A 25,927-nucleotide genomic window follows, 5' to 3' on the forward strand; every position below is an offset into this window, starting at 1 on the left:
CTGCAGATCAGCAGCATCCATGACAAGGGCGTCGGCTACATCAAGGCTCTCGCGGCCCCGCATCAGGCGCGGGTGAACCAGGAGGCGAACGTCGCTCAGGCGATCGCCGACCAGGCCAGTGCGATGGCGCAGCAGGAGAGCCGCCGTAATCAGGCCGAGTACGCGCGTCAGACCGCGATCGCCCAGGCGCGCTACCAGGCCGAGATCGACCAGGCGCAGCAGACCGCCGCGCAGGCCGGGCCGCTCGCCGCCGCGCAGGCTCAGCAGCACGTGCTGGTCGAGCAGGCGCTCGTCGCGCAGAAGCACGCCGAGCTGCGCCAGGTGCAGCTCATCGCCGAGGTGATCCGTCCCGCGCAGGCCGAGGCGGAGCGGATCGTCACCCTTGCCCGCGCGGATGCCGACGCCACGAAGTTGTCCGCGGAGGCGGCCGCTGCGCAGGGTCGTATCGCGCTGGACCAGATGATGATCGAGCAGTTGCCCGATCTGCTCCGGGCCGCGGCGGAGGGTCTGCAGGGCGCCAACCTGACCGTGCTGGACGGCGCGGAAGGGTTGAACAGCGTCGTGGCGTCCCTCGCCGCGCAGGGCACCGCGCTGCTGGAGGCCGTCCGCAAGGGCATGACCGCCACACCCGCCGGCGAATCCACGGCGGGCACCGCGGTCATCCGACGCGAGCAGAGCTGACCCATGGCCGACGGTGAACCCAGAGCGTTCCGGAACTGGCAGGCGATGGCGTACTTCGGCAGCGGGCTGATCGGCTTCACGCTCATGGGAGTCGTCGCACATACATACGCGTGGTATGCGTCGATCCCTTGCGGCCTGCTGCTGCTGGCCGCGACCCGGCAGCACGTGATCGTCCACGCGACCGAGGTCGAACTCCACAACGTGGTGCGTCAGCGCCGGATCAAGCTGTCGCAGATCGACCGCGTCAGCGTCCTGTACTCGCGCGGCTGGCACTTCGGGTGGCGGATCAGAGTGCAGCACGGCGACGCGTACACCGACACGTTCGCCTTCCTCAACCTGGTGGGATTCCGCCAGCTCGGTGCCACGTTCGCCACGCCGCCCGAGGACGCGCCCGCACCCGTCAAAGAGCTGTATTCCCTCCTGTCGGCGCGGATGACCGCACCGCCGGGATCGCCCCGACGAACCTGACGCCACCGGCGGGCGCCTCGAGGCGGGGCGCCCGCCCAGACCCAAGCGGCGCGTTCGTCAATGACGTGGCGCGTACATGATGACGACGCCGACGAGGCAGACAGCGGCGCCGATGAGGTCGTAACGGTCGGGCCGGAACCTGTCGACGACCATCGCCCAGCCGAGGGAACCGGCGACGAAGACGCCACCGTACGCGGCGAGGATGCGGCCGAAGTTGGCGTCGGGCTGGAGGGTGGCGACGAAGCCGTAGGCGCCGAGCGCCGCGATGCCGGCGCCGATCCACAGCAGGCCCCTGTGCTCGCGGACGCCCTGCCAGATCAGCCAGGCGCCGCCGATCTCCGCGAGCGCGGCGACGAGGAACAACAGGATGGACCGGATGATCGTCATGGTCGTATCGCAGCACACCGCCGCGGCTCGACCAGCCGTCGGGCCGGTCAGCAGCCACATCCGGCGCCGCCGCACCCGCACCCGGCTGCGGCGGCATCGTGGGTACTGCGGCGGCGGTGGAGCCACCACATGCTCAGGGCGAGCACGACGAGACCGGCGGATACGGCCAGGAGGGTCTTCTCGATGATCGCGGCGCCGGCGGTGGTCAGTACCCCGGCGGCGATGAGGAGCGGCAGGGCGCAGCAGGCGGCGCAGGCCACGACGGCCAGGCCGCCGGAGACCTTGCTGCGGGTGGGCGGCGCGTTGTCGACGGCCGGTGCCTGGTGCTGGTCGCGGGTGGTGGGTGTCGGCAGGGGCAGGCTCATGCGGGTGCTCCGTCGGGGTGCTCGGTGGTGCCGATGGTGAGGAACGGGATCGGGCAGTCGGCGCAGGTGCAGTTGGTGAGGCTGTCGCAGCGGGCGTCGACGACCTCGGTGAGCGTGCCGCGGATCGCCACCAGGTCGGCGATCTTCGCGTCGATCTCGGTGATCTTGTCGATCGCGCGTTGCCGGAGGTCGGCGGACGGGTGCCGGCGGCGGCCGGTGTCGAGGAGTTCGGCAACCTCGTCGAGGGTGAACCCGAGCCGCTGCGCCGCCTTGATCACGCCGAGCAGGGCGACGGTGTCGGCCGGGTAGACACGGTGCCCGCCGTTGCTGCGGGCCGGCTCGGCGAGCAGCCCGCGGCGTTCGTAGTACCGCAACGTCTGGATGTTCACCCCGGCCTGCTCGGCGACCTCACCGGTGCGCAGGCCGAAACGTTCGGGCGGGGTCATCAGGTCGCACGCGAAACGGGCCGCCCGGTAAGGGATGCCAGGACGTCGGCGTGCTCGGCGGGCACCCGCACGTCCAGGGTCAGTGCTTCACCCTCGTCGACCGGCTCGGGGGTGACGGTGAAGGCGAAGAACGAGCAGCACGCGGTCTCCCGGGCGGTCAGATCCTGCACCGTCGCCTCGAGCCCCGCGGGCCCGCTCAGCCGCAGCTGTGCGTGGGTGGGAGAGATGGTCTCGACGTGGCGGACGGCGGTGGTGAACAGGTGGTCGAACTCCGCCAACCGTACCGGCTGATCGGCTGTCGGCAGTGTGCAGGCGGCGGGGACGACGACGTGCATCGCAGGCTCCTTGCTCGGCTCGGTCGGCGTCATCGCGACGCCGTTCCTCGACGGTAAGCCTGTACCTGGGTACCGGATGCAAGCAGGGGCGGGTATGGAAAGTCTCAGGGATTCATATGGATGTCGTCAGGGTCGGGCCTCCCCGGTGGCGTGGCTGTTTCAATGTCCGGACGTCGTCGCGGAAGCTGGTGGATGAGGCGTGATGCCGCAGGGCGTCGACGTGATCGGCCTTGGCGAGGGAAGCACTGTCTCAGCAGCGGAAGGACACGTGATGGCGGATACCCCGGCCATCCAGACCGAGGCGCTGGTCAAGCGCTACGGCCGCGGGGGCACCACAGCGTTGAAGGGCCTGGACCTCACCGTCTCCCCGGGCGAGGTCTTCGGGTTTCTCGGCCCCAACGGCGCCGGCAAGAGCACCACGATCCGGATCCTGGTGGATCTGATCCGGCCCACCTCGGGTGTCGTGCGTGTGTTCGGCGTTGAGCCGCGCTCCGCCCCTGAACTTCGTGGCAAGATCGGCTACCTGGCCGGTGACTTCATGGCCAACGGCCGGCAGACCGGACGGGAACTGCTCACCTATCTCGGCGCCCTTCGCGGCGGCGTTCCCACCCAACGCATCGACCAGCTCGCGTCCGATTGGGACCTTGATCTGAGCAAGCGCATCGGCAGCCTCTCCAAGGGAAACCGGCAGAAGCTCGGCGTCCTGCAGGCATTCATGCACCGGCCGCCGCTGCTCATCCTCGACGAGCCGACCAGCGGGCTCGATCCGTTCCTGCAGCGGCAGTTCGTCGCGCTCGTCCGTCAGGCCGCAGCCAACGGGCAGACGGTCTTCATGTCCTCGCACGTGATGAGCGAGGTACAGCAGACCTGCGACCGCGTGGGCGTCATCCGCTCAGGTTCGCTGGTCGCTGTCGAGCACGTCGACGACCTGCGCAAGCGGGCGCTGCGTCAGATCGAGGTGCACTTCAACTCCGACGCGCCCACCCTTGACGCCGGCGGGATATCCGATGTCGTCGTGGATGGAAGGGTGTTGCGCTGCAAGCTGTCCGGCGACGCCGACGGGCTGGTGAAGGCGCTGGCCCAGCACCACGTGGTGGACCTGATCAGCGAGGAGCCCGAGCTCGAGGAGCTCTTCTTCACCTACTACCAGCACGAGGGGGCGTAGTGCAGGTCTTCTGGAAGACGATGCGGGACAACCGTCGCGCGTGGATCGGCTGGACTGTGGCGCTGACCGCGGTCGCGGCCATGTACGCCTCGTTCTACCCCAGCATCAACAGCCCGGCGATGGCCGACGCCTTGAACTCATTCCCGCAGTCGCTCAAAGAAGCGTTTCACATGGAGGACTACACCAAACCCGAGAACTACTTCGCGGTCAGCGTGTTCGGTCTGCTGGTACCCATCCTGATCGCCGTCTTCGCCATCTCCGCCGGCGCCAGGGCGGTCGCCGGCGACGAGGAGGCGGGCACCTTGGATCTCGTCCAGACCCAGCCGGTGAGCCGTGTGTCGCTCGCACTGCAACGCTTTCTCGCCATTGTCGTGGCGCTGGTCACCGTCGCGGCCTTCATGTGCCTTGTGGTCATCGCGTTGCGCGGCCCGGGGCAGTTCACCGCGCTCTCACCCGGTCGCCTGTTCGCGATCTGCCTGCAGCTGGCGTTGTTCGGGCTGCTGTTCGCCGCGCTCGCCTACGGTGTCGGTGCGTGGACCGGCCGCCGGGTCCATGCCATCGCAGTGGGTGCCGCCGTTGCCGTGTTGGGCTACCTCGGCGACTCCTTCTTCACGCAGATCGACAGTCTGAAATGGACGGAGAAGCTCTCTCCCTTCGACTGGTACCTGGGCGGAGAACCGTTGAAGCACGGCGTGCAGTGGGGCCACGCCGGGCTCCTGCTCGGACTCGCCGTGCTGTTCGTCGCCGCCGGCACCTGGCGCTACAACCAGCGCGACATCGCCGTGTGAATCGCGGCTCGCCTACGTGCGTCCGTCTTCGCGAACATATGGAGTCTTGACGGCCAGGGGCATTGCCGGGGACGTCGCGAGTGGGTTGACTGGCAAGGGATCCGCCGGTTGCGCATGCAGTCGGCGTCCGCCGTAAGGAGTCGCAATGTCAACCCCGACCCCGGTCCTGTCACGACACCCTGGCTTCATGCCCAGTGGCGTGGAAGATACGAGGGCGGTGCGCAAGGAGACGCCTGCTGTCGTCGAGATTCGGATCGTGGTACATGTCGGACCGCAGGGTGTGGACCTGGCCCGAGCCATCGCCGAGCGGCTGTCGTCGATCGGTGTCGGCGCGGCCGTGGCGGGACCGGTCGTGCCCGAGCTTGTCCTGTGTCCCGAGGAGCGAAGCGCGCAGCTGGACGACCGGCCGCTGACCTTCACCCGGCGCGAGTACGACCTTCTGCTCTTTCTCGCCCGCAATCCGCACCAGGTGTTCACCCGCGGCCAGCTGATGCACCACGTCTGGGGTGACGACGTCGACTGCGGAGAGCGGACCGTCGACGTCCACATGCGCCGGGTGCGGGCGAAGCTGGGCGGTCGGGGTCCGGTCATCAGCACGGTTCGTGGCGTGGGGTACCGGTTGGACGGGGCGCGACGGCTGTGTGTCGCCAGTACATGACCGCTTCGACGGCGATGCTCGGACAGTTCGGGAGGCATGATTGAACGGCGGTCTGTACCGCAGCGCGCACGCCGCGCGGGACGGCGAGCCCAGGGCCGAGAGCGGCGTCACCTTGATCTCGGTGGACCCGCACTCGGGTGGGGATGAGTCGCTGCCGCAGGAGGACGTCCCGCCGGTCGGAGTCGACGCGTCCGACGGCGGCACGGCCCGCACCGCCGGCAACAGCGCGATCATGGCCGCCGGCAGCCTGGTCAGCCGGGTGATCGGCTTCGTGCGCAACGCGCTGATCGGCATGACGCTCGGCGCCGGCATCGGCGACGCCTACACCAGCGCGCAGTTCCTGCCCGGCCAGATCTATGAGCTGCTGCTCGGCGGCATCCTGTCCAGCGTGCTGATCCCGCTGCTGGTCCGCCGGCGCACGGCGGACCCGGACGGCGGCCTGGAGTTCACCCGCAAACTGCTCACCTTCGCGGTGGTGTCGCTCGGCGTGGCGACGCTGCTGGTGGTGGCGGCTGCCCCGCTGATCACCGCGGTCCAGTCCAGCGGCGCCACGTCGAAGCCGTACCGGGACCTGGTCACCCATATCGCCTACCTGATCCTGCCGATCATCTTCTTCACCGGAGTCTCCGGCCTGATCGGCGCGGTGCTGAACGTGCGCGGGCATTTCGCCGCTCCGATGTGGGCGCCGATCCTGAACAACCTCGTGGTCATCGCCACCTGCGGCGTCTTCATCGTGGTGTTCGGCACCGCGAAGGGACTTCGGCCGGAGGACATGACCGGCGGCCGGGTCGCGCTCATCGGCCTCGGCACCCTGCTCGGCATGGTGGTGCAGGCCCTCGGCCTGCTGCCGGCGCTGCGCAGCGTCGGGTTCAGCTGGAAGTGGCGGTGGGACCCGCGCTCGCTCGGGCTGCGCGAGATCGGCAAGCTGGCCGGCTGGATGCTCTGCTACGTCGCCGCGAACCAGGTCGCCGTCTTCATCGTGGTCCGGATCCTCACCCGGGTGGCCGGCAAGGGCAGCGCCAGCGTCCTGGCGTTCAACAACGTCTTCCTGCTGACCATGATGGCGCACGGGATCGTCGGCGTGTCGGTGATGACCGCGCTGCTGCCCAGGATGAGCGCCGCCGCCGCCGAGGGCCGGTACACCGACGTCAGCGCGGACCTGAGCCGCGGCATCCGGCTCACCGCCGCAGCACTGGCCCCCATCGCCGTGATGTACGGCGTGCTCGGCGTCCCGATCGCCGTCACCCTCTTCCAGGGCGGCGCGTACGGCAACGACGCCGCCCTGGCCACCGGTGCCGTGCTCGTCGTCGCCGCGTTCGCGGTGCTCCCGCTCTCCATCAGCTACCTGTGCACCTATGCCTTCTTCTCCCTGCAGGAGAACAGGACGGTCGCGCTGATCAACCTGCCGGTGGTGGCGGTCCGGATCGGTGCCTACTTCGCGCTGGCCGCGACCCTCGACAAGACACTGTCCGCGGCCGGCATGACGGCCGGCAACGCGCTGTCGTACCTGGTCTCGGCGATCATCTCGCTGAGCGTGCTGCGACGCAGGATCGGCCGGCTCAACCTCGGCGTGGTCGCGCTCGCCGTCGGCAAGGTCCTCGCCGCCGCGGCCGTCGCCGCAGCGCTGGGTCTGCTGGTGGTGCGCATGCTGCCCGGTGCCGGCGCGCCGGACGGCCGAGGGGAGGCGCTGCTGCAGGTGCTGGCGGGCGGCACGACGATTCTCATGGCATATCTCGGCACGGCCGCGGTACTGCGGGTGCAAGAAGTGAACCAGGTGGCCGGGATGATCCGGCGCAAACTCCGAAGGTGAGGGTTCAGGTGTCGTCGAGCCACTGCCGGCGCGCGGGTGACGGGACAGCGCGCGGCCAGCACCTCAGCCGTCATGCGTGAACGCGACCGACCCAAAGTCGTTGTCGGGATCTCCCAGTCGTTGTCCGGGCTCGCCGCGTTGCGGTTCGGGCTGGCGGAGGCGAGGCGCCGCGACGTGCGGCTGTATGCCGTGCGGGCGTGGCCGCTGCCGATGGACGGGCGAGGGCCGGCGGTCATCCAGTGGCAGTACGAGCTGAAGGACGGCGCGCAGCGATACGTGCTCGACGCGTTCGACGCCGCCGTGGGCGGCCCGCCGGCCGACGTCGAGGTGATGGTCTCCACGCCGTGCGGGCGGACCGACGCCGTGCTGCTGGACCTGGCCACCCACAGCGAGGACCTGCTCGTGCTCGGTGCCAGGACCCGCCACCGCTGGCTGTGGCCGAGCTGGGTGGTTCGCGGGTGCGTCCGTGCGGCCGGCTGTCCCGTCGTGGTGGTGCCGCCGCCCGCGCTGGCGACCGTGCCCGGTGTGCGGCGCTCGATCCGCATGCTGTCCCGGGAGGTCACCCGCTTCGCCGACGGCGGGCACTGACGCCGGCGCATGGTTTCTGTGTCAAGACCTCTGCCCGCTGTCCGGTTCGCTCTGTTGACTGTGCCGTGGGTCCGCTTCGATCGGTACTGACAGTCGAGCGCGTCGACCCGTCCGGGTGTCACGTGGCTCGAGAGGAAACAGCGTTCCCATGGGTGTGGCGGGCTGGTTGCAGGCGGCATTCGCGCTTGCGGTGGTGGTGGCCTTGCACGTTCCGCTGGGGAACCACCTGGCGCGGGTGTACACCGCCGAACAGCACTGGCGGGTCGAGCGGTGGCTGTACCGATGGTGCGGCGTCGACCTCGAGGACGCCAGGTACGGCGAGGAGACCTGAGCGTCGGTGGACGCGAGCGGGTCGCGGCGTCCCTGACCTTGGCCGCGTACGCGCCGACCGTGATCGCCAGCACCAGCGCCCGTCCGGCCACGTCACCGTCCGGGAACAGCGCTGCGGCGGCCAGGACGGCACCCACGACCGCTGCGCAGCCGGCGGCCACGCTGATCCCGGTCGGTGTGCGCGGCCGTCCGCCGCGAGACGAGGGGTTGGGTCGCGGCGCTGTCATCGCCCTTCACGAGGCGGCAACCAAACGACCGCCGGCCGCCACTTTCGATCACAGCTCGTGCGGGCCGGACGCACCAGTGCCCTTGACGAAACCAATCACTTCGCGGTCGCGGAAGCCGCGTAGCACTTGCCCCGCCCGTCATCGACGGCGTGCGCGTCGAAGAGCCACGATGGTGACCGCGACCATGGACGTCCCGAGCAGACTGATCGCCCACCAGCCGGTGGCGGCTCCGACGACCAAGAGGGCGAGGCCGAGCAGCAGCGCGGCGGTCGGCGACAACGTCCGACGCCGCGGCGGCCATCGGCGGAACCGGTCCGCGAACGCGGGATCCGTGTCGTGCAGGTGTCGCTCGATCTCGGCCAGGCGCTGCTGGTCGTCCCCTTGCAGCACGGCACATACCTCCGCAGACGGCTTGCTCGGCACCGTTCGTGCATTGCCGACGGCGGTGCCGGGCGTCGGTTGCGACCTTGTGTGCGATCGAACGGCATCGACCCGCTCCACGGCGGTCGGCGTGCAGCGAGTCGTTTCACACCGCAACACGCCGAGCCCGACGGACACGATTGCACGCACGATATGCCGCGCCAAGTTGTCGATACGAAATCACGATGCCGAACGACACGAAGGCGCCGCATATGGATTCCGTCAAGCGGTCTTGTCCGACGAGGGCCGGGCACGATCCGATGGAGGTGGCGGTTCCGGGAGTTCGCCGATCATCGGGAGGCGGAGATGTGCAGGTCGAGCCGGTGGCATACGACGCCGATCAGCGCTACGGACCTGCTGCGAGCATTGACGTCGACCCGCAGCGGTTGATCTGAGACATGCAACTGACAGTCGCCACCTGCTTCGTGGACGACGCCACCGTCGCCGGTCAACGCCGTCATCGGGCTGCGCCGCCGGCCGGCCGATTGCCGCTGACTGTACACAAAGGAATCCGACGATGAATACGCCGTCCGTCAGCCGTGACGCAGGGGAAGTCCCGCCGCCTGACGCCGCCGACCACAACCGAATCGCAGTAGCTCTGCACGCCGTTCACAGCAGCCCTGGGCTCCGGTTTCTGCGCGACAACGTACTGTCCGGTCGCACAGCTGACGCTTGGGACACGCTTCGCGTGGAGCTCGACCTGGTGCAGGCGCTTGCCGCTTCCCCCCGCGAAAGCCGGCCTCAGGCACTCCAACCAGCGGGCAATCTCGGACACCTCGAACTGGCTACGCAGCTGCCAGGTCCTACGACCTGCCTCCCTGCCGTGGGTGCCGTCAGGCCGGTCCCTGCTTGGCCCCATCCGAACGAGCTGGCGCAGCAGGTGGAGCAACGATGCGCCGGTGTGCTCGCCGTGCTGTCCGGCGTCAGCATTTCACACGCGGCGCTGGCGACCCGACTCGCGCCGCTGACTGCAGCAGTGGACACCGCAACCACCCTCGGCCGCGACTACGGCACGCCCGACGCCGTGACTGTGCTCCGCCGGCACTTGGCGCAGATCCAGCACACCGACCTCACCGACCCGCTCGCGGCCGCGCCCGACGGGCGGCTCACCGCAGCATGCGATGCCCGACTCCGGGACCTGTCCATCGAGATCGTCGAGGTCGGCCTTCACCTGGCAGATCTCGCGTCGCTGCGCGACCGGCACGACGAACGCATCAGCGAGGTTCGTGCGCGGCTCGACGAACTGGACCGGGCGGAGCGGCTCACGGCAGACACCTACGTACTGACCGGCCGTGAACTCACCGAACCCCGACGTCCGCCACTGCCGACCGCGAGCACCGCGCTGCGGGCGCGCACCGCCGAGATCGACGCGCGTGCACTTGCCGGCCGCTGGGACCAGCTGGACGCCGAACTGGCCGGCGTCGAGCAGGAAATCACCCGCGCCGGCCGGCGAGCAGCACAACTCCGCGCTGCCGCAGCCGGGCTCATCGTCCGACGGGACGAACTGCGCAGCCTGCTCCAGGCGTGCCGATCCCGTGCCGCAGCCAACGGCCTGGCCGGAAATGAACAGCTGACCGCACTGCACGACCTTGCCCGGACCCTGCTGTTCACCACACCGTGTGACCTGCGCGCCGGTACCCGCGCGGTGCACGCCTACCGGCAGTACCTGACCCAGCTCGTGCCGTAGGTAGCGGACGAGAGCCGGTCCCGGCCCGGGGCTGTGAGCCTGCAGCTTCGCACCGCGGTGCGCCGGATTCACAGCCAGCGCTGCTGTTTGAACACGAGCCACAGCCCGACCGCGACGAGGACCATCAGCGCGACGGCCATCGGGTAGCCGCCGATCCAGTGCAGTTCGGGCATGTGCACGAAGTTCATGCCGTAGACCGCTCGGACTCGCCGTCCTGTTCGTCGCCGCCGGCACCTGGCGCTACAACCAGCGCGACATCGCCGTGTGAATCGTGGCCCGGCTGCGTGGCGCCGGCGACACCGTGACGCGACCGGCCGACGTGAACGTATGGCTGATCAGGCAGCGCCTGCACGAACGTCATCAGTACTGGTAACGGACAAGGGTTGTGGTGCGAGGATTCTGGCGTCCGTTGGTTGAGGAGTCCGACCTGATACGCACGCTGGCCCGGTCCGCGGACCGGGTCGAGCTCAAGCTCGTGGTGACCGAGCCCGTCGCCACATCGACACTCGGCGTCGATCTTGCCGGCGCCCGAAGCCGCCAGGTGTACTTCCTCGACACGCACGCCTTGGCGCTGGAACGGTGTGGCGTGGTGGTTCGGATCCGTAGTGTCGACCGCAGGCCGGACGACGTAGCGGTCAAGTTGCGACCGATGACGCCCGGGGCGGTGCCATCCTGGCTGCGGCGTTCCAGACGGTTCGTGGTCGACGTCGACGCACTGCCGGGCAACTACGTGTGTTCAGGTACGCTGCAGAGACGCCTCGGCGACCGCGAGGTCGATCAGACGATCGCAGCTGGTAGGCCGCTGCACACCTTGCTTTCCCGCAGGCAACTACGGATGCTCGCCATGTACGCGCCAACCGGATTCCGGGTCAAGGACCTCGTCACGCTCGGGCCGGTCGATGTTCGGCGGGGGAGATACGTTGCCGATGGGCTGAAGCGTGCGTTGACGGTTGAGCGTTGGTTGTTCCCCGACGGTTCCACCGTCTACGAGTTGTCGACGCGCTGCGAGACCAAGGACGCGCCGGCGGTTGCCGCGCGGACATCGGCGTTCCTGCGGGCACACGGCGTCGTGCCGACGGAGCCGCAACACACCAAGACCCGCGCGACCCTCCGGTATTTCGGGCAGCCCTGAGCCGTCGTACACGAATTGGAGGCCGGCATCGGCGACGCCCGCTCGGCGTGGCGCTCCGGGTGCAGGACATGAGCCAGGTAGTGGCGGACGATCCGGCGCAAACTCCGGCGGGCCTCATTCGTTCGTGACGCGGATCGTCCTGACGGAACGCACGTTGGCCAGCTCGGCGTCGACGCCGGCGACCGAGCGCTTGAGCCGCACGGTGCCCGTGCGGGCGTCGATGACGTCGACGACCATGGCGAGCAGTTTCGCGGTGTCCCCGTGACCGGACTCGGTGGCGAGCTGGACCGCCCGGCCGAGCTTCGCGGTCGCGGTCTCCGTGTCGCCGCCGTCGCGCGCGGCGAGGCCCTCCTGGATCGCGGCGGCCAGCTCGGCCTGACCGGTGTAGTGCGCGACCCGGGGATTGATTTTGGTGGACAGCGCCTCGTCGTCGGTCCACTCGGCGAGAACCGGCGACTGGGACAGCACCGTCTCCCCGCTGACAATGGCGATCCGGGCAGCCATGCGCTCCTCGCCGACCGCGCCGGGCGGCACCTCGACGCACACGTGGTAGTCGCGGCTCTCGATGCCCCAAGCGCCGGTAGGGTAGTCGCCGATGCGGAGGCTGACGTCAGCACGCCGCCCGGTGAGATCCTCGACGTGCGGGAAAACCTGTTTCACGAAGCGGATCCGGGCGTCCATCGGTGTCCACAGCCGCAACGCGACGGCGGCCAGCGCCTTGCCATCGCGGCCTCGGTCATCGCGCGGAAGTCGGCAGCGAGGCCGGTCGGGTCGGGAAGGCCGTCGGCGGTGCCGAGCAGCGCGGATGCCACGGCGCGGAGCTCGGCCCCGCTCCAGTCGTCGCCGACGCCGCGGGTGTCGCAGATGAAGCGGCCCTCGCATTCCCGCAGCACGGCGGCCAGTTGCTCGGGTGTCTCGTGCTGATTCTGCCCGTCGGTGAGCATGATGGCGTGCTTGAATGCGGCCGGATGCGCCGCGAACAGGACGTTGGCCAGGCTGAGCCAGGAGCCGAGCGCCGTGCCGCCGCTCGCGATGAGGCCGGCGACCGCCGTCCTCGCCTCGGCGCGCGTGCGCGGATCGGCCACCGCGAGGACGGCGGTCTGCGGGTAGACCATCGTGGCCTCGGAACGGCCCGCGATGATGCCGAACGCGACGCCGTCGGGGAGGGTGTCGATCGCGGTCGTCGTGGCCTTGATCGCCTCGGCGATCTTGTGCCGTGGGCTCGCCATCGAACCGGAGCAGTCAACCATGATCACCTGCGCGGCGCCGGACGTGTCCGGCGTACCCGCGACGGCCGGTCCGCTGACGGCCACGGTGAGCACCGCGTTGACCGTCGTCGAGCCAGCCGGCAGAAACCGGTTCTGGTAGACCTCGGCGGTGAGTACGTTCGTCATCCGGCGGCTCCTCCCTGCGGGCTGGGCGCCACCGGCGGCCATGCCGGCGCAGCAACGATCGCGGTCGGGTTCTGAGCGCATGCCTCGCAGAGACGGCCCGCGGCCGGCTCGGCGCAAGCGGAGCGGTCGTTGGCGCCCGTTACCACAGCGTCCACGGCCGCGCCGCGTTCGCCTGGTCAACGAGCGCGTGCCGGGCGCGCCGGTCGGGCTCCAACGATGCCAGCATGCGATACGTACGCTCCAGGCCGGAACGGAGGTCACGTTCGCTGAGCCGGTGGCCGAGCAGCTGACCGGAGACCCCTGCGCCCGGGATCGGCGCCGCGCCAAGCCAGCGCAGCGCGCCGCTGAACACGTCCACCGCGAGCGTCGCTTGCCGCCGGGCGTCCAGCCGCAGCCGCTCCAGGCGCTGAGAGGCATCGATGAAGTCGCCCTCGCTCAACGGGCCCGCTGTCGGGTCCACCGCGACGCGTACCGCGGCGATCTGCGCAGCGACGTGTTGGCTGGAGGTGTCCGGAACCTCGTCGAGGATCCGGATCGCGCCGGCCCGGTCACGGCCGCTGAACAGCACGCGGGACAACCCGAACGCGGCGCTGACGAAGGCGTGGTCGACGCGCCACACGCGCTCGTACCGGCGGACGGCGGCCACCGTATCGCCGGCCAGCTCGTTGGCCGCGGCCAACGCGAGGCGTACCGCCGGTTCGCCTGGCAACGCGTCATACACCGCGCCGAGATGGCCGCACGCCTCGTCGAACTGGCCCGTGGTCAAGGCGATGAGCCCGGCATGCCAGTCGTGGCGCCAGTCGCCGTCCGGCAACGGGGTCGCCTGCAGCTGGTTCGTGGCGGCGACAGTGTCGCCGGTTGCGAGCAGCGCCCGGACGAGTTGCAGCCGGACCTCGATGCTGTGCACCGGCGCGGTCCGCAGCGCCGCGACTGCGGCGTCGGGATCGGCGGTGGTCAGGGCGGCGAGGAAGCCTGCCGCCGGATCGGCCGGGTCGGCGAGCGGAACCGGTAGTGCCATCGCGACCGTGCCGCCGTCTGGTGCGGCTCCGGTGGTGCCGAAGGCCGAACGCTCGCCGGTGAAGCGCGCCGAACCGGTAGGGCGTGGCACGCCGTCGGACGCGGCGAGCACCTCCCGAAGCACGCCGATGAGCTGCTCTGCCATGTCGGCGGCGGACTCGAACCGGCGGTGGGGTTCGAGGTCGGTGGCCCGGCGCAGGAACCGGTGATACGACTCCTCCCGGGCCAACAGAGGGACGTCGACGGGGCTGGGTAGCCGGTCGGCGTAGCGGCTGGAGAAGCCGGCGAAGTCGATGCTGAGCACGGCGAGGGTACGCCCGACGGTATACAGGTCGGAGCCGATCGAGGGACCGGAGGCCGCCAGCTCCGGGGCCTGATAGCCAGGCGTGCCGTAGAGCGCGGAGCGGTCGTCGTCGATGCTCCGTACCGCGCCGAGGTCGATGAGCTTGAGTTGCTCCTCGGCGTGGATGACATTGTCCGGCTTGAAGTCGCAGAACAGCAGGCGGCGCTGGTGCAGATAGCCGAGAGCGGGCAGCACCTCGAGGCCGTAGGCGAGCACCTGGGGCAGCGGCAGGGGGACGCGCCGGCCGTCGGGACCGGTGTTCGCCAGCAGCAGCTCCTTGAGTGAGCGGCCGCCGACGTACTCCATCACGATGTAGCCGACGGTCTCGCCGGTGACCGGATCGGCGTGCTGCGCGAAGTCGTGGATCTTGACGATGTTTGGGTGGTCGACCGCCACCAGGAAGCGCCGCTCGGCGACCGCCGCCGCGACCGCGTCCGGGTCGCCGGTGTTGATGAGGCCCTTGAGCACGACCCAGCGGTCTGCGCCGGCCTCGCTGACCTTGCGGTCGCGGGCGAGGTAGATCCAGCCGAGTCCGCCGTGCGCGAGCGCGCCGAGGATGTCGTAGCGGCCGTCGACGAGATCGCCGGCGCGAAGCCGAGGCACGAACGAGAAGGGGATGCCGTCGGTGGGGCAAAATCCCCCTGTGCGGCCTGGTCGCCCGTCCCGGGCGCGGCCGACCGGTTCGCCGCACCGTGCGCAGAACCGATGCGATTCGGGGACCTGGGGGTCGGCCAGGACCGCGGTCGCCGGGTCGCGCAGCGGCACTGGCGCGAAGACGACCAGGTCGGCGCCGAGCCCTCCACGGCCCCTGGTCCGGCCGCTGGTGCGTGCCCCGCTCGGGCCGCCGAGACTCGGGCTGCCGAGACTCGGGCTGCCGAAACTCGGCGTGCCGACGCTGGGCATGCCGGTAGTGGGCGGGGCGGTTCTGGAGCCGCCACGGTCTGTGGTACCGACCGTTGGCGTCACAGTGGCCGGGGCCTTGTGGCCGCAGTCGTCGCAGTAGCCGTCGGCGGCGTACGAGCCGGTGCATCCTGGACGTTGGCAACTACTCATCGGAGCTCCTCCGGCAAGGCGGCGCGGAGCAACTCGCGCGCCCGTTCATCGGTACTCGGCCAGGCGGCGACGCAGACCGAGGAACAGCAGCGCGAGGACGGCGGCGGCAATGCCGGCAGGCACGAAAGGCCACCGGGACAGCTCCTGTTCGCCGTCATGGATGCTGCCGTCGAACGCGCGCTGGTTGATGTCGATGAGCACGACGAGCGCCTGGTCGTACTGGTCGAAGGCATAGTTGGAGTCGCCGGGCGCGTAGCTGGTGCAGAACGCTATCGCGTCTCGGCGCTTGCCGTCGTTGACGAGCTGACGGATGCGCCGGTCGTCGAGCTGGTAGGTCTGGTACCGGGTGAAAGCGGTTTCTGCGGCGGCCCGCTCGCCGTCGAAAGTGATGTTGCGGAACTCGGCTCCGAGGTATCCCTGCCAGCCGACGGCCCGGTGGTCGTGTCGGTACGCCTGCCAAGTGCGGTCGAGTGCCCCGTCGACCGTGGTGAGCGTCGCGCCGTCGAGGGTCACCAGCTGCAGGGTCTTGGCCAGGAACGCCTCCTCGTACCGGTCGGCCCGGTCCGGGTCGACGAGGTAGCGGCTCTCGTCGGCGTTGGCGTCGTAGCTGATTGCCCTGGCCCGGTTCAGCACGAGGTTCGAGTCGAACGCGTCCTTCTTCGCCGCACGCAGATGCTCCGCGACACTGCTTGTCGATGCCACACCCGCCCCGGCGAGCACGACCACGAACATCGTCGCGGCCACCAGTGGTGCGTTGAGGGCCCGGTGGAACCGGCGGGCGAGGTGCACCTGCAGGACCACCAGGCCGGCCAGGGCCAGGAATCCGAGCAGGATCAGCCAGCCGCGGACGGCGAGCACCCGGCCGCGCTCGCCTTCGTACGTGCGCTCCAGCGCCTCGGCATGATGCTCGGTGAGGCTGCGCGCCGCGGGCAGGAGGACGGCGGCCAACAGGTCGGTGGCGAGCCGGTACTGCGCGAGGGCGGCGCCGGACGCCTGCCCGGCGGCATGATCGGCCTGCTGGTCGAGCAGGATCGTCTGGGCCGCGAGCGTCTCGTACTGCCCGAGCCCGTCGAGAATGTCCCTGACACTCTTGGCGGTGACCGGGTCGGCCGCTGCGGCTGCCGCCTGCTGGAGGTCGCGGCTGACCTGCTGGCGACGCTGCTGATAGATGTCGAGCGCCTGCGCACGGGTGAAACCCAGTGTGGTGTCATTGCCGACCAGCAGCGCGTTGGCCAACTGCGCGTCCATGTCGTTGAGCGCGAAGTACAGGTCCGAGGTCGCGACGACCTCGGGTGCTGCCTGGTGACCGATCACCCGCAGGCCGTCACGTTCCCGGCCCACCTCGACCGTGAGCACGGTGACCAGGCCGGCGACGAACACCGCGGCCGCGACCGCCAGCAACCGTGTCCGCATCGCGGTACCGCCGGCACGGACGCCGGCCTGCGGTCGCACCTCAGCGGACTGCAACGCCACGACACCACTCCCCGTACACCGCTGGCGCGAACCGCAGCCGCGGGCAGCACCCATGGTCGATCGACGATGAGTACCGCAGGTAGATGTCTTGACGAAAAAACTACGCCCCGATGCTCACCGAATCCGGTATGGGCTACCGATTCCAGCCCTGAGCCTCCATATATGGATTGCATATGGACGTCTTGGCGCGCCCGATCTGCGGTGCCAGCGTGGACTGCATGAGCACGTACGACCTCGGAGACAGCAACCCTGATCCGTTGCGAGCGTTGGTGTTCGTCCGCCAGGCAGACCTTACCCCGATGCCAGACCTGCACTGCCCGCAGCTGCTGTGGCGGCCGTCGCTGATCGGCACCGGCGTGCCGCGGGCGTCCTACCACCACCGCGGGGACTGACACATGCTGCCCGGGCCGACTTCAGCCGACGTCGCCTTCGGCCACCGCCCCGGCGGCCGCGACGGATTCACGGCATCGCGCGTCCTGCGGTGGACGGCCACGGCCGTACCTGACCGAAAGTTCTATGCGGCGACGGGTCTCAGGTCGCCCAGGGCGCCGTTCCCCGTGCACTGTCCCGCTCGCCGTTTCGTGCTGACCGGAACGCAGGCCTGGATCGGCTGGCGGGGCGATACCCTCCGGCCCCGACCTGAGATCGATCTCGGCGGCTGGTCGGGCGATCCGGGTGTTTCCAGGTTGCACGCGCTGCTCCAGGCCGGCCCCGATGGCTGGACGCTGCTGGAGCCAGGATCTCTCGGCGGGACTGCCGTCAACGACGTGTACACCCCTGTCCCGGTCGACGTGCTCATCCCGGTCGGTCACGGCACCCGAATCCATGTCGGCGTGTGGACGACCATCACACTGCGAGCAGAGACCGTCGATGTCGGTTGAACCCGTGGGCGCGGAGCAGGCTCCAAACCGGTATCCGGAGTGGGCCGTCGTGAGTGCACGTGATCGTCGCAGCTTCAGAGAGAGAGCAGCGTTGCCATGAGTGCAGCGGGTTGGGTTCAGGCGGCATTCGTGCTTGCGGTGGTGGTGGCCTTGCACGTTCCGCTGGGGAACTACCTGGCTCGGGTGTGCACCGCCGAACAGCACTGGCGGGTCGAGCGGTGGCTGTACCGATGTTGCGGTGTCGATCCGGACGCCGAGCAGCGGTGGACGTTCTACGCGCGTTCCCTGCTGTCGTTCTCCGCGGTCGGCGTGCTCGGCCTGTACGCCGTCCTGCGGTTGCAGGCGTACCTGCCGCTCCACCTCGGCCACACTGGCATGCCGGCGCCGCTTGCGTTCAACACCGCGGTGAGCTTCACCACCAACACCAGCTGGCAGAACTACCCTGGTGAGGCCACCCTCGGGCATCTGGCGCTGGCCGTGGGTCTGGGCACCCAGGCGTTCGCCAGCGCCGCCGTCGGTCTGGCCGCCGGCGTGGCCCTGATCCGCGGGCTGGTCCGGCAACGCACCGACCAGCTCGGCAACTTCTGGGTCGACCTGGTCCGCAGCGCCGTGCGAGTCCTGCTGCCCCTCGCTGCTGTGTCCGCGGTCGTGCTCATCGTCCTGGGCGTGGTGCAGAACCTGTCCGGTGGGCAGACGTACCCCACGATGAGCGGGGGGCAGCAGAGCATCCTCGGTGGCCCGGTCGCCTCGTGGGAGTCCATCAAGCTCCTGTCCGGCGACGGCGGCGGCATCTTCAACGCCAACAGCGCCCACCCGTTCGAGAACCCGACGGCGCTGACGAACCTCATCGAGATCGTGCTCATGTTGCTGCTGCCCACCGCGTTCATCCGCGCCTACGGACGGATGGTCGGCGACCGGCGGCAGGGGTGGGCGCTGCTGGCGGTCGCCGGTGTCCTGTTCGTCGGCGCCTTCGCCGTCACCGCCGCCGCGCAGACGGTGCCGCACAACACGGTGCCCGCCGCGGTCGGTGCGGCCGTCGAAGGCACGGAGACCAGGTTCGGGGTCGCGGGCAGCGCACTGTTCGGGGTCGCGGCGACCGGCAGCGCCGACGGCGCGGCGAACTCGAGCTATGACAGTTTCACCAGTATCGGCGGTGGCATGCTGATGGCCACCATCATGCTCGGCGAGGTCAGCCCCGGCGGCGCGGGTAGCGGGCTGTACGGGCTGCTGATGCTGGCCCTGCTCGCGGTGTTTCTCGGCGGGCTGCTGGTCGGCCGCACCCCGGAGTTCCTGCGCAAGAGCATCCAGGCCAGGGAGATCAAGCTGGTCAGCCTGTACGTGCTGACCACCCCGGCGCTCATCCTCGTCGGCACCGCCCTGGCGATGGCATTGCCGGCCGGGCGCGCCGGCATCGGCAACCCGGGCGCCCACGGCCTGTCCGAGGTCGCCTACGCGTTCACCAGCAGCACCAACAGCAACGGCAGCGCCTTCGGCGGGTTCACCGGCAACACGGACTTCGGCAACGTCGCGCTGGCGATCGTCATGCTCGCCGGCCGGTACCTGCCGATGATCTTCGTGCTGGCCTTGGCGGGCAGCCTCGCCGGGCAGCGCCGCGGGGTGGTCACGAACGGCACGCTGCCGACACACAAGCCGCTGTTCGTCGGACTGGTCACGGTGAGCGTCGTGGTGTTCACCGCCCTCGACTTCGTCCTCGTCCTCGCCCTCGGCCCGCTCGCCGAAGCACTGCAGTAGGCCCGTCACGGGTGGCAGGCCGGCTGCCACCCGGCGCGAATTTCAGTTCCCCCCCGCCGGCAGGATCGGGATACGGTATTCGGCGGTGCGCCGGGAAGTCTGGTCGGCAGTTGTCTTCGATGGCGGAGGCCGGCGTGCAAGATGTGCAGATTGTCCTGGCGTTGATTGTCGTGGCGACGGTGATCGCCACGTTCGCGCAACGGTTGCGGGTGCCGCCGCCCTCGCTGCTGGTGGTTGCCGGCATCGTGGTCGGCCTGCTCCCGTGGGTGCCGGCGGTCCAGGTCACCCCCGAGGTGATCAATCTGGTGGTGCTGCCGCCACTGCTGTTCGCCGCGGGTGAGGAGCTGTCCTGGCGGGACCTGCGTCGGGTGTGGCGCCCGGTGCTCGTGCTCGCGGTCGGGCTGGTGCTCGCCTCGGCGGGAGCGGTCGGTGCGGTGGCGATGCTGGTCACGCCGCTGCCGTTGAGCATGGCGTTCCTGCTCGGTGCGGTGCTGGCCAGCACCGACCCGGTGGCGGTGACCGCGCTGGGCCGGCGGCTGGCACTGCCGCCGCGGATGCAGGCCCTGGTGCAGGCGGAAAGCCTGTTCAACGACGCCACCAGCCTTATCCTGTTCCGGATCGCCGTGCTCGCCGCGGTGGCCGGTGGGTCGTTGAGCGCGGGCGGCGTCGCGGGGCAGTTCGCCGTCCTGGCCGGTGGTGGTGTCCTGGCAGGTGTCCTGGTCGCCGCCGTGATCGGGTTCATCCGGAGCCGGACCGAGGATCCGGTGCTGGAGACCGTGACCACCATGGTGACGCCGTTTGGGGCATACGTGCTGGCGGAAAGTGTCCACGCGTCCGGCGTCACGGCTGTCGTGGTCGCCGGCGTGATCCTGGGGATCCTCGCTCCGCGGCTGTCGGCGCCGGTGACCCGGCTGCAGGTCGTCGCGGTGCAGGGCACCGTCGTGTTCGTGCTGGAGAGCGTCGTGTTCGGGCTCATCGGGCTGGCGCTGCCAGATCTGGTCCGGCGGCTGTCCGTCGAGGGGCAGTCGTGGCTGCCGGCCGCGCTGGCGATCACCGCGACGCTGCTGGTGGCCCGGATCGCCTGGGTGTTCCCCCTCGCGGCGTTGCGGCACTGGCGGCACGGCAGCGGCGGGTCGTGGAGCGCGGCGTGGCGGGTGCCGGCCGTGCTGTCCTGGGCCGGCGCGCGGGGTGTGGTGCCGCTCGCGGCCGCGCTGTCGATCCCGCTCGTCGACGATGCCGGGGCGCCGGTGCCGTTCCGCGACCTTGTGCAGGTCCTCGCCGCCGCGGTCATCGTCATCTCGCTGGTGGTGCAGGGTTTCACCCTCGCGCCGCTGGTGCGGTGGACCGGCCTGGCGATCGCGCCGGAGGACGAGCGTGCCGAACTGACCAGGGTCCGGGTGCGGCTGGCCGAAGCCGGCATCGACCACGTCGAGACGCAGCTGGAGCTGGAGGCGGTGGCCCCGGTGGTGGCCGAGCGGGTGCAGCGCAGCCTGCAGACGCGGCTGGACCTGGCGCGGGAGACGTCCAGTCCGGCCGGGACGCTGGATGCGGACTACCGGCAGCTACGCCGGGCCGTGGTCCTCGTGCAACGCGCCGAACTGGAACGGCTGCACTCCGCCGGCGAGGCCAGCGAGTCGACCCGCCGCCGGCTCGAGCGTCACCTCGACCTCGAGGATGCCCGGTACGGCGAGGAGGTCTGACCGCCGACCCGCGGATCAGCCGGTGTGCTCGGGCACCTTGGCGGGCCGTCCGATCGGGTTCGCCCGTCGGCGGATCCTCGCCGTCACGGTCCGCCGCGGGTGCTGCACAGCAGGGCGCCGGGTGTCGCCGGTCGCCGGGGTGCTGGTGTCCGGGTCCGGCTGCGGAAGGTCCCGGTCCTCGCCGTCGGGGTGCCCGCCGCGAGGCGGTGCCGCGCGCATCCAGTGCTGCCCCCACCCGAGCAGGGCCGCGAACCCGATCGGGAGCAGATAGGGCCAGGTGTCGTTGCGCAGGGTGAGCTCGCCGAAGTCGTTGACGAGAAATCCGATGAAGGTGAGCATCGCGATGCCGGTCACGCTCAGGATGGCCCACGGATCCCTGACCTTGGCCGCGTAGATCCCGACGGCGACCGCCAGCACGAGCACCCGTCCCGGCGGGTCGCCGTCGGGGAACAGCGCCGCGGCGGCCACGGCGGCACCCACGACCGCCGCGCAGCCGCCGGCCACGCTCATCCCGGTCGGTGTACGCAGTCGTCCGCCGGAGGACGAGGGATTCCGTCGCATCGCTGTCATCGCCCTTCACGAGGCGGCAGCCGAACGACCGCCGGCCGCCACTTCGATCACAGCCCCTGCCGGCCGACTCGACCAGTGCCCTTGACGAAACCAATACGCCCGACCTTGGTGTCCCGATCGCGCCGCGCATATTGATTTCATCAAGGGCACTGGCCGCCCGGTGACAGCCGCGCTGCACTGGAGGGGGCGTGCGCGGTGCCGGCCGCGTCGAGGACAACGGAAGCGGTCGATGAGGTGGGTCATCCCGACGTTCGTGGCTGTCATGTCGCTGCTCGGCTTCGCGGCGACCGCTGCGGCCACCCGCACCGGTCCGAACGCAACCGTGACCAGATGGTGCATCCTGCTCGTCGTGTCGGCCGCCGGTGCTGCGGTGTCGGCGGCAATGATCCTTCGCGTCCGGCGGACGTTGGCGATGCCGCTGCCGTCCGTCGAGCTCGACGCGGAGGCGTCCCGGCGTATCGCCGCACTCACCGACCCGCCCGACCTAGTGCTCATCGGGCAGGGCCTTGCGCTGGACACCCGCGACTGCCTGCCCGTCGAGGTTGCCCGTCGCCCGCGGATCCCTGGACGGACCCCGGCGGGCAGCCACTCCGCAATTGATGTCACCAGCCACCTGCGGGGCGATCGGCAGGCGCTGCACGTCGCCACCTCCGAGCCGGCCCGCGCGCTCGCCGCCCTACTGCTCGAGATACGCGACCGGACGGGTCACGTGCCCCACATCCGGTTCAGCCAGCTTGCGCGGCGCCATGTCGTGCAGTTGCCGCACTGGCTGTTGCTGGGGACCGCTGACCTTGCCACGGAGACCCGGGAACTGCTGTGCCGGGCAGCGCCTGACGATCGGCGGCGTCCCACGGTGCAGGGTGGCTGACCGGGTGACAGGCCGGCTCGCCGCGGCCAGCCGGGACTGGTACCTGTGGTGGCAGGAACCGCCGCTCGGTGCGACGATCCTGGTCCGGTTGAAGCTGACGTCCAACGGGCGATGGGTGCTCGACGGTTTGCTGGTCGACGGTGCTCCGACCGCTGCGTTGCTGCGCGCCATCCCGGTCGGCCGCATCGAAGCCGCCGCCAATGCTCAGGCCGCTGACTCGAGCCTTCCGCGGCAGGAGACGGTCGCCGGCCAGGAATCCCTGGCCGGCGACCCCGGCACGCAGTCAACGGATCGACGGCGTCGCTCAGCTCGATCTCTGCCTCCCGGCGTCAGGCGCATCCGTGGCCGACCCGACACCTTCTACCAGCACGTCGCCGCGGTCTACCGCGGCCTCGCGCAGCAATCGACGCATCCGGTCGCCGACCTCGCGGCGTCTCATGACATCCCCATGACGACCGCGCATCGCTGGATCAAGGAAGCGCGCCGTCGCGGGTTCCTGCCGCCCGGCCGCCCGGGCACGAGCGGATGAACCAGCACCCGCCGCCACGCGTCATCCGTCAGACATCGCGGCGTCCTGTCCGCCATCACCGCGCCCGGGGCAGTCACCCGCTCATCGCCGTCGCCCGGTCGCCACTGGCCGGCTCGCCGACGGCGCCGCCCGGAACTCGCTCGCGGCGCGACAACCGTGCCGATGCGGGCGTGATCCTCGGCCCGACCAGGATCGGATCCACCTGGATGTCGTCGATGCCCAGTGGACGGAGCATCTCCCGCAACGCCGACTCTGACAGGCGCGTCCACTGCTGCCGCGGGCCCATCGCGGCCACCAGGCGATCGGGGCCGGTGAAGGCGATACCCACCCGTGCTCCCCGAGGCCGGCAACCAGTCCGAATCACCAACGTGTCGGCGGCGTCGACCGCCACACCGACCGGAACAAAATAGTGCTGATGCGGTATGTCCACGATCCCGATGCTAGGCCGAACCGGACCTCCGCTGACCGTGCACCTATGGGATCTTTACGCCGCCGCGCCAACGCATACGTTTTCCTGACTCCCGGGCGTTCAACGTGATCAGAGCCGGTCCGACCGGCCGTAGTAACTTCGTCAAGACGGCGCCGCACCTCTGGACGCGGCATCCTCGGGGTCGGTTGAATGCCTGCGTGGAGCTCGCCGGCGTAGCGCGTCCTCAGGCGCGGACGGGACGGCCGATGCCGACCCTGCGCACGCCGATCGCCGCTCACCCCGGTCACCGGCATGAAGACCGGCCCCCATGTACGGGGCACAACGCGTCCGACCGCGTCCGTGCCTGCCGGTTCACCCGGTCCGTCCGGCCGGTGCGCTGACGTTCCACCGACGGTGAAGACGACCGCGACGGGTCCACGTGTCCCGGTCCGTGCACGCCCGTCGTCGCGCTCCCCGCCAGCCGTCATCCACCCGCACCACCCGAGCACCCATGGAGCAGTCATGCCCTTTTCCCTACCCACCGTCGTCATCACCGGCGCGACCAGCGGCATCGGACACGCCACCGCGCGCCGACTGGTCGAAGGGGCCCAGGTCGTCGTGCACGGCAGGACGGCGTCCGACGCCGACGACGCCGCTGCGCGGCTGGTCGCCGACGGCGCCGACCCGGCCGGCCTGCACACCGTATCGGCCGACTTCACCCGCCTGAGTGATGTGACGGCCATGGCCCGTGAGTTGTGTGCCAGGCACGACCGAATCGACACGCTCGTGCTCAACGCGGCTGTCGTAGGCCCGCAGGGCCGCGCCGTGACCGAGGACGGCAACGAACTGTCGTTCCAGGTCAACTACCTGGCGCCGTACCTGCTCACCCGGTTGCTGATGGCGCCGCTGCGCGCCGCACCCCGGGGACGTGTCGTCGCGGTCTCCTCGGCCCTGCATCGCAGTGCCAACATCGACTGGGGCGACCCGCAACGGACGCGGTTCTACTCGCCGGTCGCCGCGTACGCACAGTCCAAGCTCGCGTTGAGCATGTTCGCGCGGGCGATGGCACGTGACCAGGTCGGCGTCACCGCGATCAGCATGCATCCCGGCGTCGTCGACACGGCCCTGCTGCCCGTCTACAGCTGGGTCGGCGGCGCCGTGGGAGAGGCCGCGGTCCTGCTCACCCGGTTGAGTTGGCCCGGGTTCGACGTGGTGAACGGCGCGTACTACGACGGGGACGTCCCGGCCGCTGCGGCTGCACTGGTGGACAATCCCGACGCTGTCCGGCGGCTGTGGAAACTGAGCGTGCGGATCATCGGTCAGGACCGGTTCGCGGTCGCGCAGGCCGCATAGTTCAGTTCATCGGTTGCTGAATACAGCGCACGCTGTACAGTTGGGTCGTGGAGACCTTGACGCACGGGCAGGTGCTGGCCAGATTCGGTCACGCACTGTCCGATCCGGTCCGGGCCAAACTGCTGCTGGCGCTGCGGGACGGCCCCGGGTATCCGGCCGAGCTCGCGGAGACGCTGGGCACCAGCCGGCAGAATCTGTCCAACCACCTGGCGTGCCTGCGCGGCTGCGGTCTGGTGGTGGCCGTGCCGGAGGGCCGGCGCACCCGCTACGAGCTCGCCGACGCCCGGCTCGGACACGCGTTGGGCGACCTGCTGGGCCTGGTGCTGGCCGTGGATCCGGCCGCCTGCCCGGCCGCGGCCACCGAAGGGTGCTGCTGATGGCCGTTCCGCTGTCGCTGACACCGATCGGACCGTCGCCCGCCCGGCGGGCGGTGCTGACGCGGCGGGTGCGGCTGTTCGTCGCCGCCACGATCACCTACAACGTCGTCGAAGCGGCCATCGCGCTGACCGCCGGCACCATGGCGTCGTCGACGGCGCTGATCGGATTCGGTCTCGACTCGATCATCGAGGTGTCCTCGGCGGCCGCGGTGGCGTGGCAGTTCTCCGGCCCGGACCACGAGCGTCGCGAGCGGACCGCGTTGCGGATCATCGCGGTGTCGTTCTTCGCGCTGGCCGCATACGTCGGAGTCGAGTCGGTCCGGGCGCTGGTCGGCGCGGACCGGGCGGGGCACTCCACAATCGGGCTGGCATTGGCGGCGGTGTCCCTCGCGGTGATGCCGGTGCTGTCGGCCGCGCAGCGACGGGCCGGGCGTGAACTGGGTTCGGCGTCCGCGGTGGCCGACTCCAAGCAGACCCTGCTGTGCACGTACCTGTCCGCGGTGCTGCTGGTCGGGCTGGCCGTCAACTCGCTGTTCGGATGGTGGTGGGCCGATCCGCTGGCGGCACTGGTGATCGCGGCCGTTGCCGTCAAGGAAGGGCGGGAGGCGTGGCGCGGCGACGCGTGCTGCAGTCCCGCCGCCGCACTCCGGCCCGGCCCGGTTCAATCGAATGCAGGTGCGTGCACCGACGGCTGCTGCGGACCGCAGGAGAGCATGTAGCT

General features: G+C 70.2%; 31 protein-coding genes. 19 read left to right on the plus strand and 12 right to left on the minus strand.

Annotation, left to right across the window (positions count from 1 at the left end; genetic code table 11):
- A partial coding sequence (locus ACFPIJ_RS51675) for a flotillin family protein (RefSeq protein ID WP_465252349.1) occupies positions 1-681 on the plus strand: 681 nt, incomplete at its 5' end.
- Positions 682-684: 3 nt separating this feature from the next.
- Positions 685-1,149: a hypothetical protein gene (locus tag ACFPIJ_RS51680; RefSeq protein WP_380126886.1), complete on the plus strand. Its 465-nt coding sequence runs from the start codon at positions 685-687 to the stop codon at positions 1,147-1,149.
- Positions 1,150-1,206: 57 nt separating this feature from the next.
- On the opposite strand, the gene ACFPIJ_RS51685 is transcribed toward ACFPIJ_RS51680, so the two are convergent.
- Genes ACFPIJ_RS51685 through ACFPIJ_RS51700 form a run of 4 tightly spaced genes read right to left on the minus strand, consistent with a single transcriptional unit; the run spans position 1,207 to position 2,682 of the window.
- Positions 1,207-1,536 carry a YnfA family protein gene (locus ACFPIJ_RS51685; RefSeq protein WP_380126887.1) on the minus strand — a complete coding sequence of 110 codons (330 nt, stop codon included), beginning with the start codon at positions 1,534-1,536 and terminating at the stop codon, positions 1,207-1,209.
- A 47-nt stretch (positions 1,537-1,583) separates the two neighbouring features.
- Positions 1,584-1,901 carry a hypothetical protein gene (locus tag ACFPIJ_RS51690; protein WP_380126888.1) on the minus strand — a complete coding sequence of 106 codons (318 nt, stop codon included), beginning with the start codon at positions 1,899-1,901 and terminating at the stop codon, positions 1,584-1,586.
- Positions 1,898-2,347 (minus strand): MerR family transcriptional regulator, encoded by a 450-nt coding sequence (locus ACFPIJ_RS51695; RefSeq protein WP_239137146.1) that lies wholly within the window; start codon positions 2,345-2,347, stop codon positions 1,898-1,900. Before ACFPIJ_RS51695 ends, ACFPIJ_RS51690 begins: the two co-directional genes overlap by 4 nt.
- Positions 2,347-2,682 carry a hypothetical protein gene (locus ACFPIJ_RS51700; protein WP_380126889.1) on the minus strand — a complete coding sequence of 112 codons (336 nt, stop codon included), beginning with the start codon at positions 2,680-2,682 and terminating at the stop codon, positions 2,347-2,349. The genes ACFPIJ_RS51695 and ACFPIJ_RS51700 overlap by 1 nt, the downstream gene beginning before the upstream one ends.
- Positions 2,683-2,953: 271 nt before the next feature.
- Here ACFPIJ_RS51700 and ACFPIJ_RS51705 point away from each other — a divergent pair, with 271 nt between their 5' ends.
- The 6 genes from ACFPIJ_RS51705 to ACFPIJ_RS51730 all read left to right on the plus strand — a co-directional run bounded on the left by ACFPIJ_RS51705 (position 2,954) and on the right by ACFPIJ_RS51730 (position 8,022).
- The gene (locus ACFPIJ_RS51705) at positions 2,954-3,847 is read left to right on the plus strand and encodes an ABC transporter ATP-binding protein (RefSeq protein WP_380126938.1); all 894 of its coding nucleotides are present in this window, start codon (positions 2,954-2,956) and stop codon (positions 3,845-3,847) included.
- Entirely contained in the window at positions 3,847-4,635 is a 789-nt protein-coding gene (locus tag ACFPIJ_RS51710) for an ABC transporter permease subunit (protein ID WP_380126890.1), read from the plus strand. The genes ACFPIJ_RS51705 and ACFPIJ_RS51710 overlap by 1 nt, the downstream gene beginning before the upstream one ends.
- Positions 4,636-4,891: 256 nt before the next feature.
- Positions 4,892-5,293, plus strand: a complete 402-nt coding sequence (locus tag ACFPIJ_RS51715) for a winged helix-turn-helix domain-containing protein (protein WP_380126892.1) — start codon at positions 4,892-4,894, stop codon at positions 5,291-5,293.
- Positions 5,294-5,333: 40 nt separating this feature from the next.
- Entirely contained in the window at positions 5,334-7,103 is a 1,770-nt protein-coding gene (gene murJ, locus ACFPIJ_RS51720) for a murein biosynthesis integral membrane protein MurJ (protein WP_380126893.1), read from the plus strand.
- Between the two features lie 72 nt (positions 7,104-7,175).
- A complete protein-coding gene (locus tag ACFPIJ_RS51725) occupies positions 7,176-7,691 on the plus strand; it encodes a universal stress protein (protein WP_380126894.1) in 516 nt (171 codons plus the stop codon).
- A 202-nt stretch (positions 7,692-7,893) separates the two neighbouring features.
- Entirely contained in the window at positions 7,894-8,022 is a 129-nt protein-coding gene (locus ACFPIJ_RS51730) for a hypothetical protein (protein WP_380126895.1), read from the plus strand.
- Positions 8,023-8,386: 364 nt separating this feature from the next.
- Here ACFPIJ_RS51730 and ACFPIJ_RS51735 read toward each other — a convergent pair whose 3' ends face one another.
- Positions 8,387-8,638: a DUF3040 domain-containing protein gene (locus tag ACFPIJ_RS51735; RefSeq protein ID WP_380126896.1), complete on the minus strand. Its 252-nt coding sequence runs from the start codon at positions 8,636-8,638 to the stop codon at positions 8,387-8,389.
- Between the two features lie 547 nt (positions 8,639-9,185).
- Here ACFPIJ_RS51735 and ACFPIJ_RS51740 point away from each other — a divergent pair.
- Entirely contained in the window at positions 9,186-10,355 is a 1,170-nt protein-coding gene (locus ACFPIJ_RS51740; protein ID WP_380126897.1) for a hypothetical protein, read from the plus strand.
- A gap of 68 nt (positions 10,356-10,423) precedes the next feature.
- On the opposite strand, the gene ACFPIJ_RS51745 is transcribed toward ACFPIJ_RS51740, so the two are convergent.
- Positions 10,424-10,543 (minus strand): CorA family divalent cation transporter, encoded by a 120-nt coding sequence (locus ACFPIJ_RS51745; RefSeq protein WP_380126898.1) that lies wholly within the window; start codon positions 10,541-10,543, stop codon positions 10,424-10,426.
- A gap of 221 nt (positions 10,544-10,764) precedes the next feature.
- Here ACFPIJ_RS51745 and ACFPIJ_RS51750 point away from each other — a divergent pair, with 221 nt between their 5' ends.
- Positions 10,765-11,487 carry a hypothetical protein gene (locus tag ACFPIJ_RS51750; RefSeq protein ID WP_380126899.1) on the plus strand — a complete coding sequence of 241 codons (723 nt, stop codon included), beginning with the start codon at positions 10,765-10,767 and terminating at the stop codon, positions 11,485-11,487.
- A 114-nt stretch (positions 11,488-11,601) separates the two neighbouring features.
- Here the strand turns inward: ACFPIJ_RS51750 and ACFPIJ_RS51755 are convergent, their stop codons facing one another.
- The 4 genes from ACFPIJ_RS51755 to ACFPIJ_RS51770 form a co-directional block, all read right to left on the minus strand.
- A complete protein-coding gene (locus ACFPIJ_RS51755) occupies positions 11,602-12,147 on the minus strand; it encodes a hypothetical protein (RefSeq protein WP_380126900.1) in 546 nt (181 codons plus the stop codon).
- A complete protein-coding gene (locus ACFPIJ_RS51760; RefSeq protein ID WP_380126901.1) occupies positions 12,144-12,881 on the minus strand; it encodes a VWA domain-containing protein in 738 nt (245 codons plus the stop codon). The genes ACFPIJ_RS51755 and ACFPIJ_RS51760 overlap by 4 nt, the downstream gene beginning before the upstream one ends.
- 139 nt (positions 12,882-13,020) lie before the next feature.
- Complete coding sequence (locus ACFPIJ_RS51765; RefSeq protein ID WP_380126902.1) at positions 13,021-15,144, minus strand: serine/threonine-protein kinase; 2,124 nt, start codon at positions 15,142-15,144, stop codon at positions 13,021-13,023.
- Between the two features lie 195 nt (positions 15,145-15,339).
- Positions 15,340-16,707 carry a hypothetical protein gene (locus ACFPIJ_RS51770; RefSeq protein WP_380126903.1) on the minus strand — a complete coding sequence of 456 codons (1,368 nt, stop codon included), beginning with the start codon at positions 16,705-16,707 and terminating at the stop codon, positions 15,340-15,342.
- Between the two features lie 278 nt (positions 16,708-16,985).
- On the opposite strand from ACFPIJ_RS51770, the gene ACFPIJ_RS51775 reads away from it, so the two are divergent.
- The 4 genes from ACFPIJ_RS51775 to ACFPIJ_RS51790 all read left to right on the plus strand — a co-directional run bounded on the left by ACFPIJ_RS51775 (position 16,986) and on the right by ACFPIJ_RS51790 (position 21,100).
- Positions 16,986-17,159, plus strand: coding sequence for a hypothetical protein (locus tag ACFPIJ_RS51775; RefSeq protein WP_380126904.1), 174 nt, complete (start codon positions 16,986-16,988; stop codon positions 17,157-17,159).
- Between the two features lie 3 nt (positions 17,160-17,162).
- A complete protein-coding gene (locus ACFPIJ_RS51780; protein WP_380126905.1) occupies positions 17,163-17,648 on the plus strand; it encodes an FHA domain-containing protein in 486 nt (161 codons plus the stop codon).
- Between the two features lie 96 nt (positions 17,649-17,744).
- Positions 17,745-19,400, plus strand: coding sequence for a potassium-transporting ATPase subunit KdpA (gene kdpA, locus ACFPIJ_RS51785; protein ID WP_380126906.1), 1,656 nt, complete (start codon positions 17,745-17,747; stop codon positions 19,398-19,400).
- A 134-nt stretch (positions 19,401-19,534) separates the two neighbouring features.
- On the plus strand, positions 19,535-21,100 hold the full coding sequence (locus tag ACFPIJ_RS51790) for a Na+/H+ antiporter (RefSeq protein ID WP_380126907.1): 1,566 nt from the start codon (positions 19,535-19,537) through the stop codon (positions 21,098-21,100).
- 15 nt (positions 21,101-21,115) lie between these two features.
- On the opposite strand, the gene ACFPIJ_RS51795 is transcribed toward ACFPIJ_RS51790, so the two are convergent.
- A complete protein-coding gene (locus tag ACFPIJ_RS51795; RefSeq protein WP_380126908.1) occupies positions 21,116-21,610 on the minus strand; it encodes a hypothetical protein in 495 nt (164 codons plus the stop codon).
- Positions 21,611-21,899: 289 nt separating this feature from the next.
- Here ACFPIJ_RS51795 and ACFPIJ_RS51800 point away from each other — a divergent pair, with 289 nt between their 5' ends.
- Positions 21,900-22,538: a hypothetical protein gene (locus ACFPIJ_RS51800; protein ID WP_380126909.1), complete on the plus strand. Its 639-nt coding sequence runs from the start codon at positions 21,900-21,902 to the stop codon at positions 22,536-22,538.
- Complete coding sequence (locus ACFPIJ_RS51805; protein WP_380126910.1) at positions 22,531-23,067, plus strand: hypothetical protein; 537 nt, start codon at positions 22,531-22,533, stop codon at positions 23,065-23,067. Before ACFPIJ_RS51800 ends, ACFPIJ_RS51805 begins: the two co-directional genes overlap by 8 nt.
- A gap of 73 nt (positions 23,068-23,140) precedes the next feature.
- Here ACFPIJ_RS51805 and ACFPIJ_RS51810 read toward each other — a convergent pair whose 3' ends face one another.
- On the minus strand, positions 23,141-23,497 hold the full coding sequence (locus ACFPIJ_RS51810) for an SAV_915 family protein (protein WP_380126911.1): 357 nt from the start codon (positions 23,495-23,497) through the stop codon (positions 23,141-23,143).
- Positions 23,498-23,998: 501 nt separating this feature from the next.
- Here ACFPIJ_RS51810 and ACFPIJ_RS51815 point away from each other — a divergent pair.
- From ACFPIJ_RS51815 to ACFPIJ_RS51825, 3 genes are read left to right on the plus strand one after another with little or no spacing between them, the layout of a single operon-like run.
- Entirely contained in the window at positions 23,999-24,829 is an 831-nt protein-coding gene (locus ACFPIJ_RS51815) for an SDR family NAD(P)-dependent oxidoreductase (protein WP_380126912.1), read from the plus strand.
- Between the two features lie 47 nt (positions 24,830-24,876).
- Positions 24,877-25,206 (plus strand): ArsR/SmtB family transcription factor, encoded by a 330-nt coding sequence (locus tag ACFPIJ_RS51820; protein WP_380126913.1) that lies wholly within the window; start codon positions 24,877-24,879, stop codon positions 25,204-25,206.
- A complete protein-coding gene (locus ACFPIJ_RS51825; protein WP_380126914.1) occupies positions 25,206-25,925 on the plus strand; it encodes a cation efflux transmembrane domain-containing protein in 720 nt (239 codons plus the stop codon). Before ACFPIJ_RS51820 ends, ACFPIJ_RS51825 begins: the two co-directional genes overlap by 1 nt.
- Positions 25,926-25,927 lie beyond the last annotated feature (2 nt).

This window comes from Dactylosporangium cerinum (assembly GCF_042653625.1).
In the GTDB taxonomy this organism is placed as follows: Bacteria; Actinomycetota; Actinomycetes; order Mycobacteriales; family Micromonosporaceae; genus Dactylosporangium; species Dactylosporangium cerinum.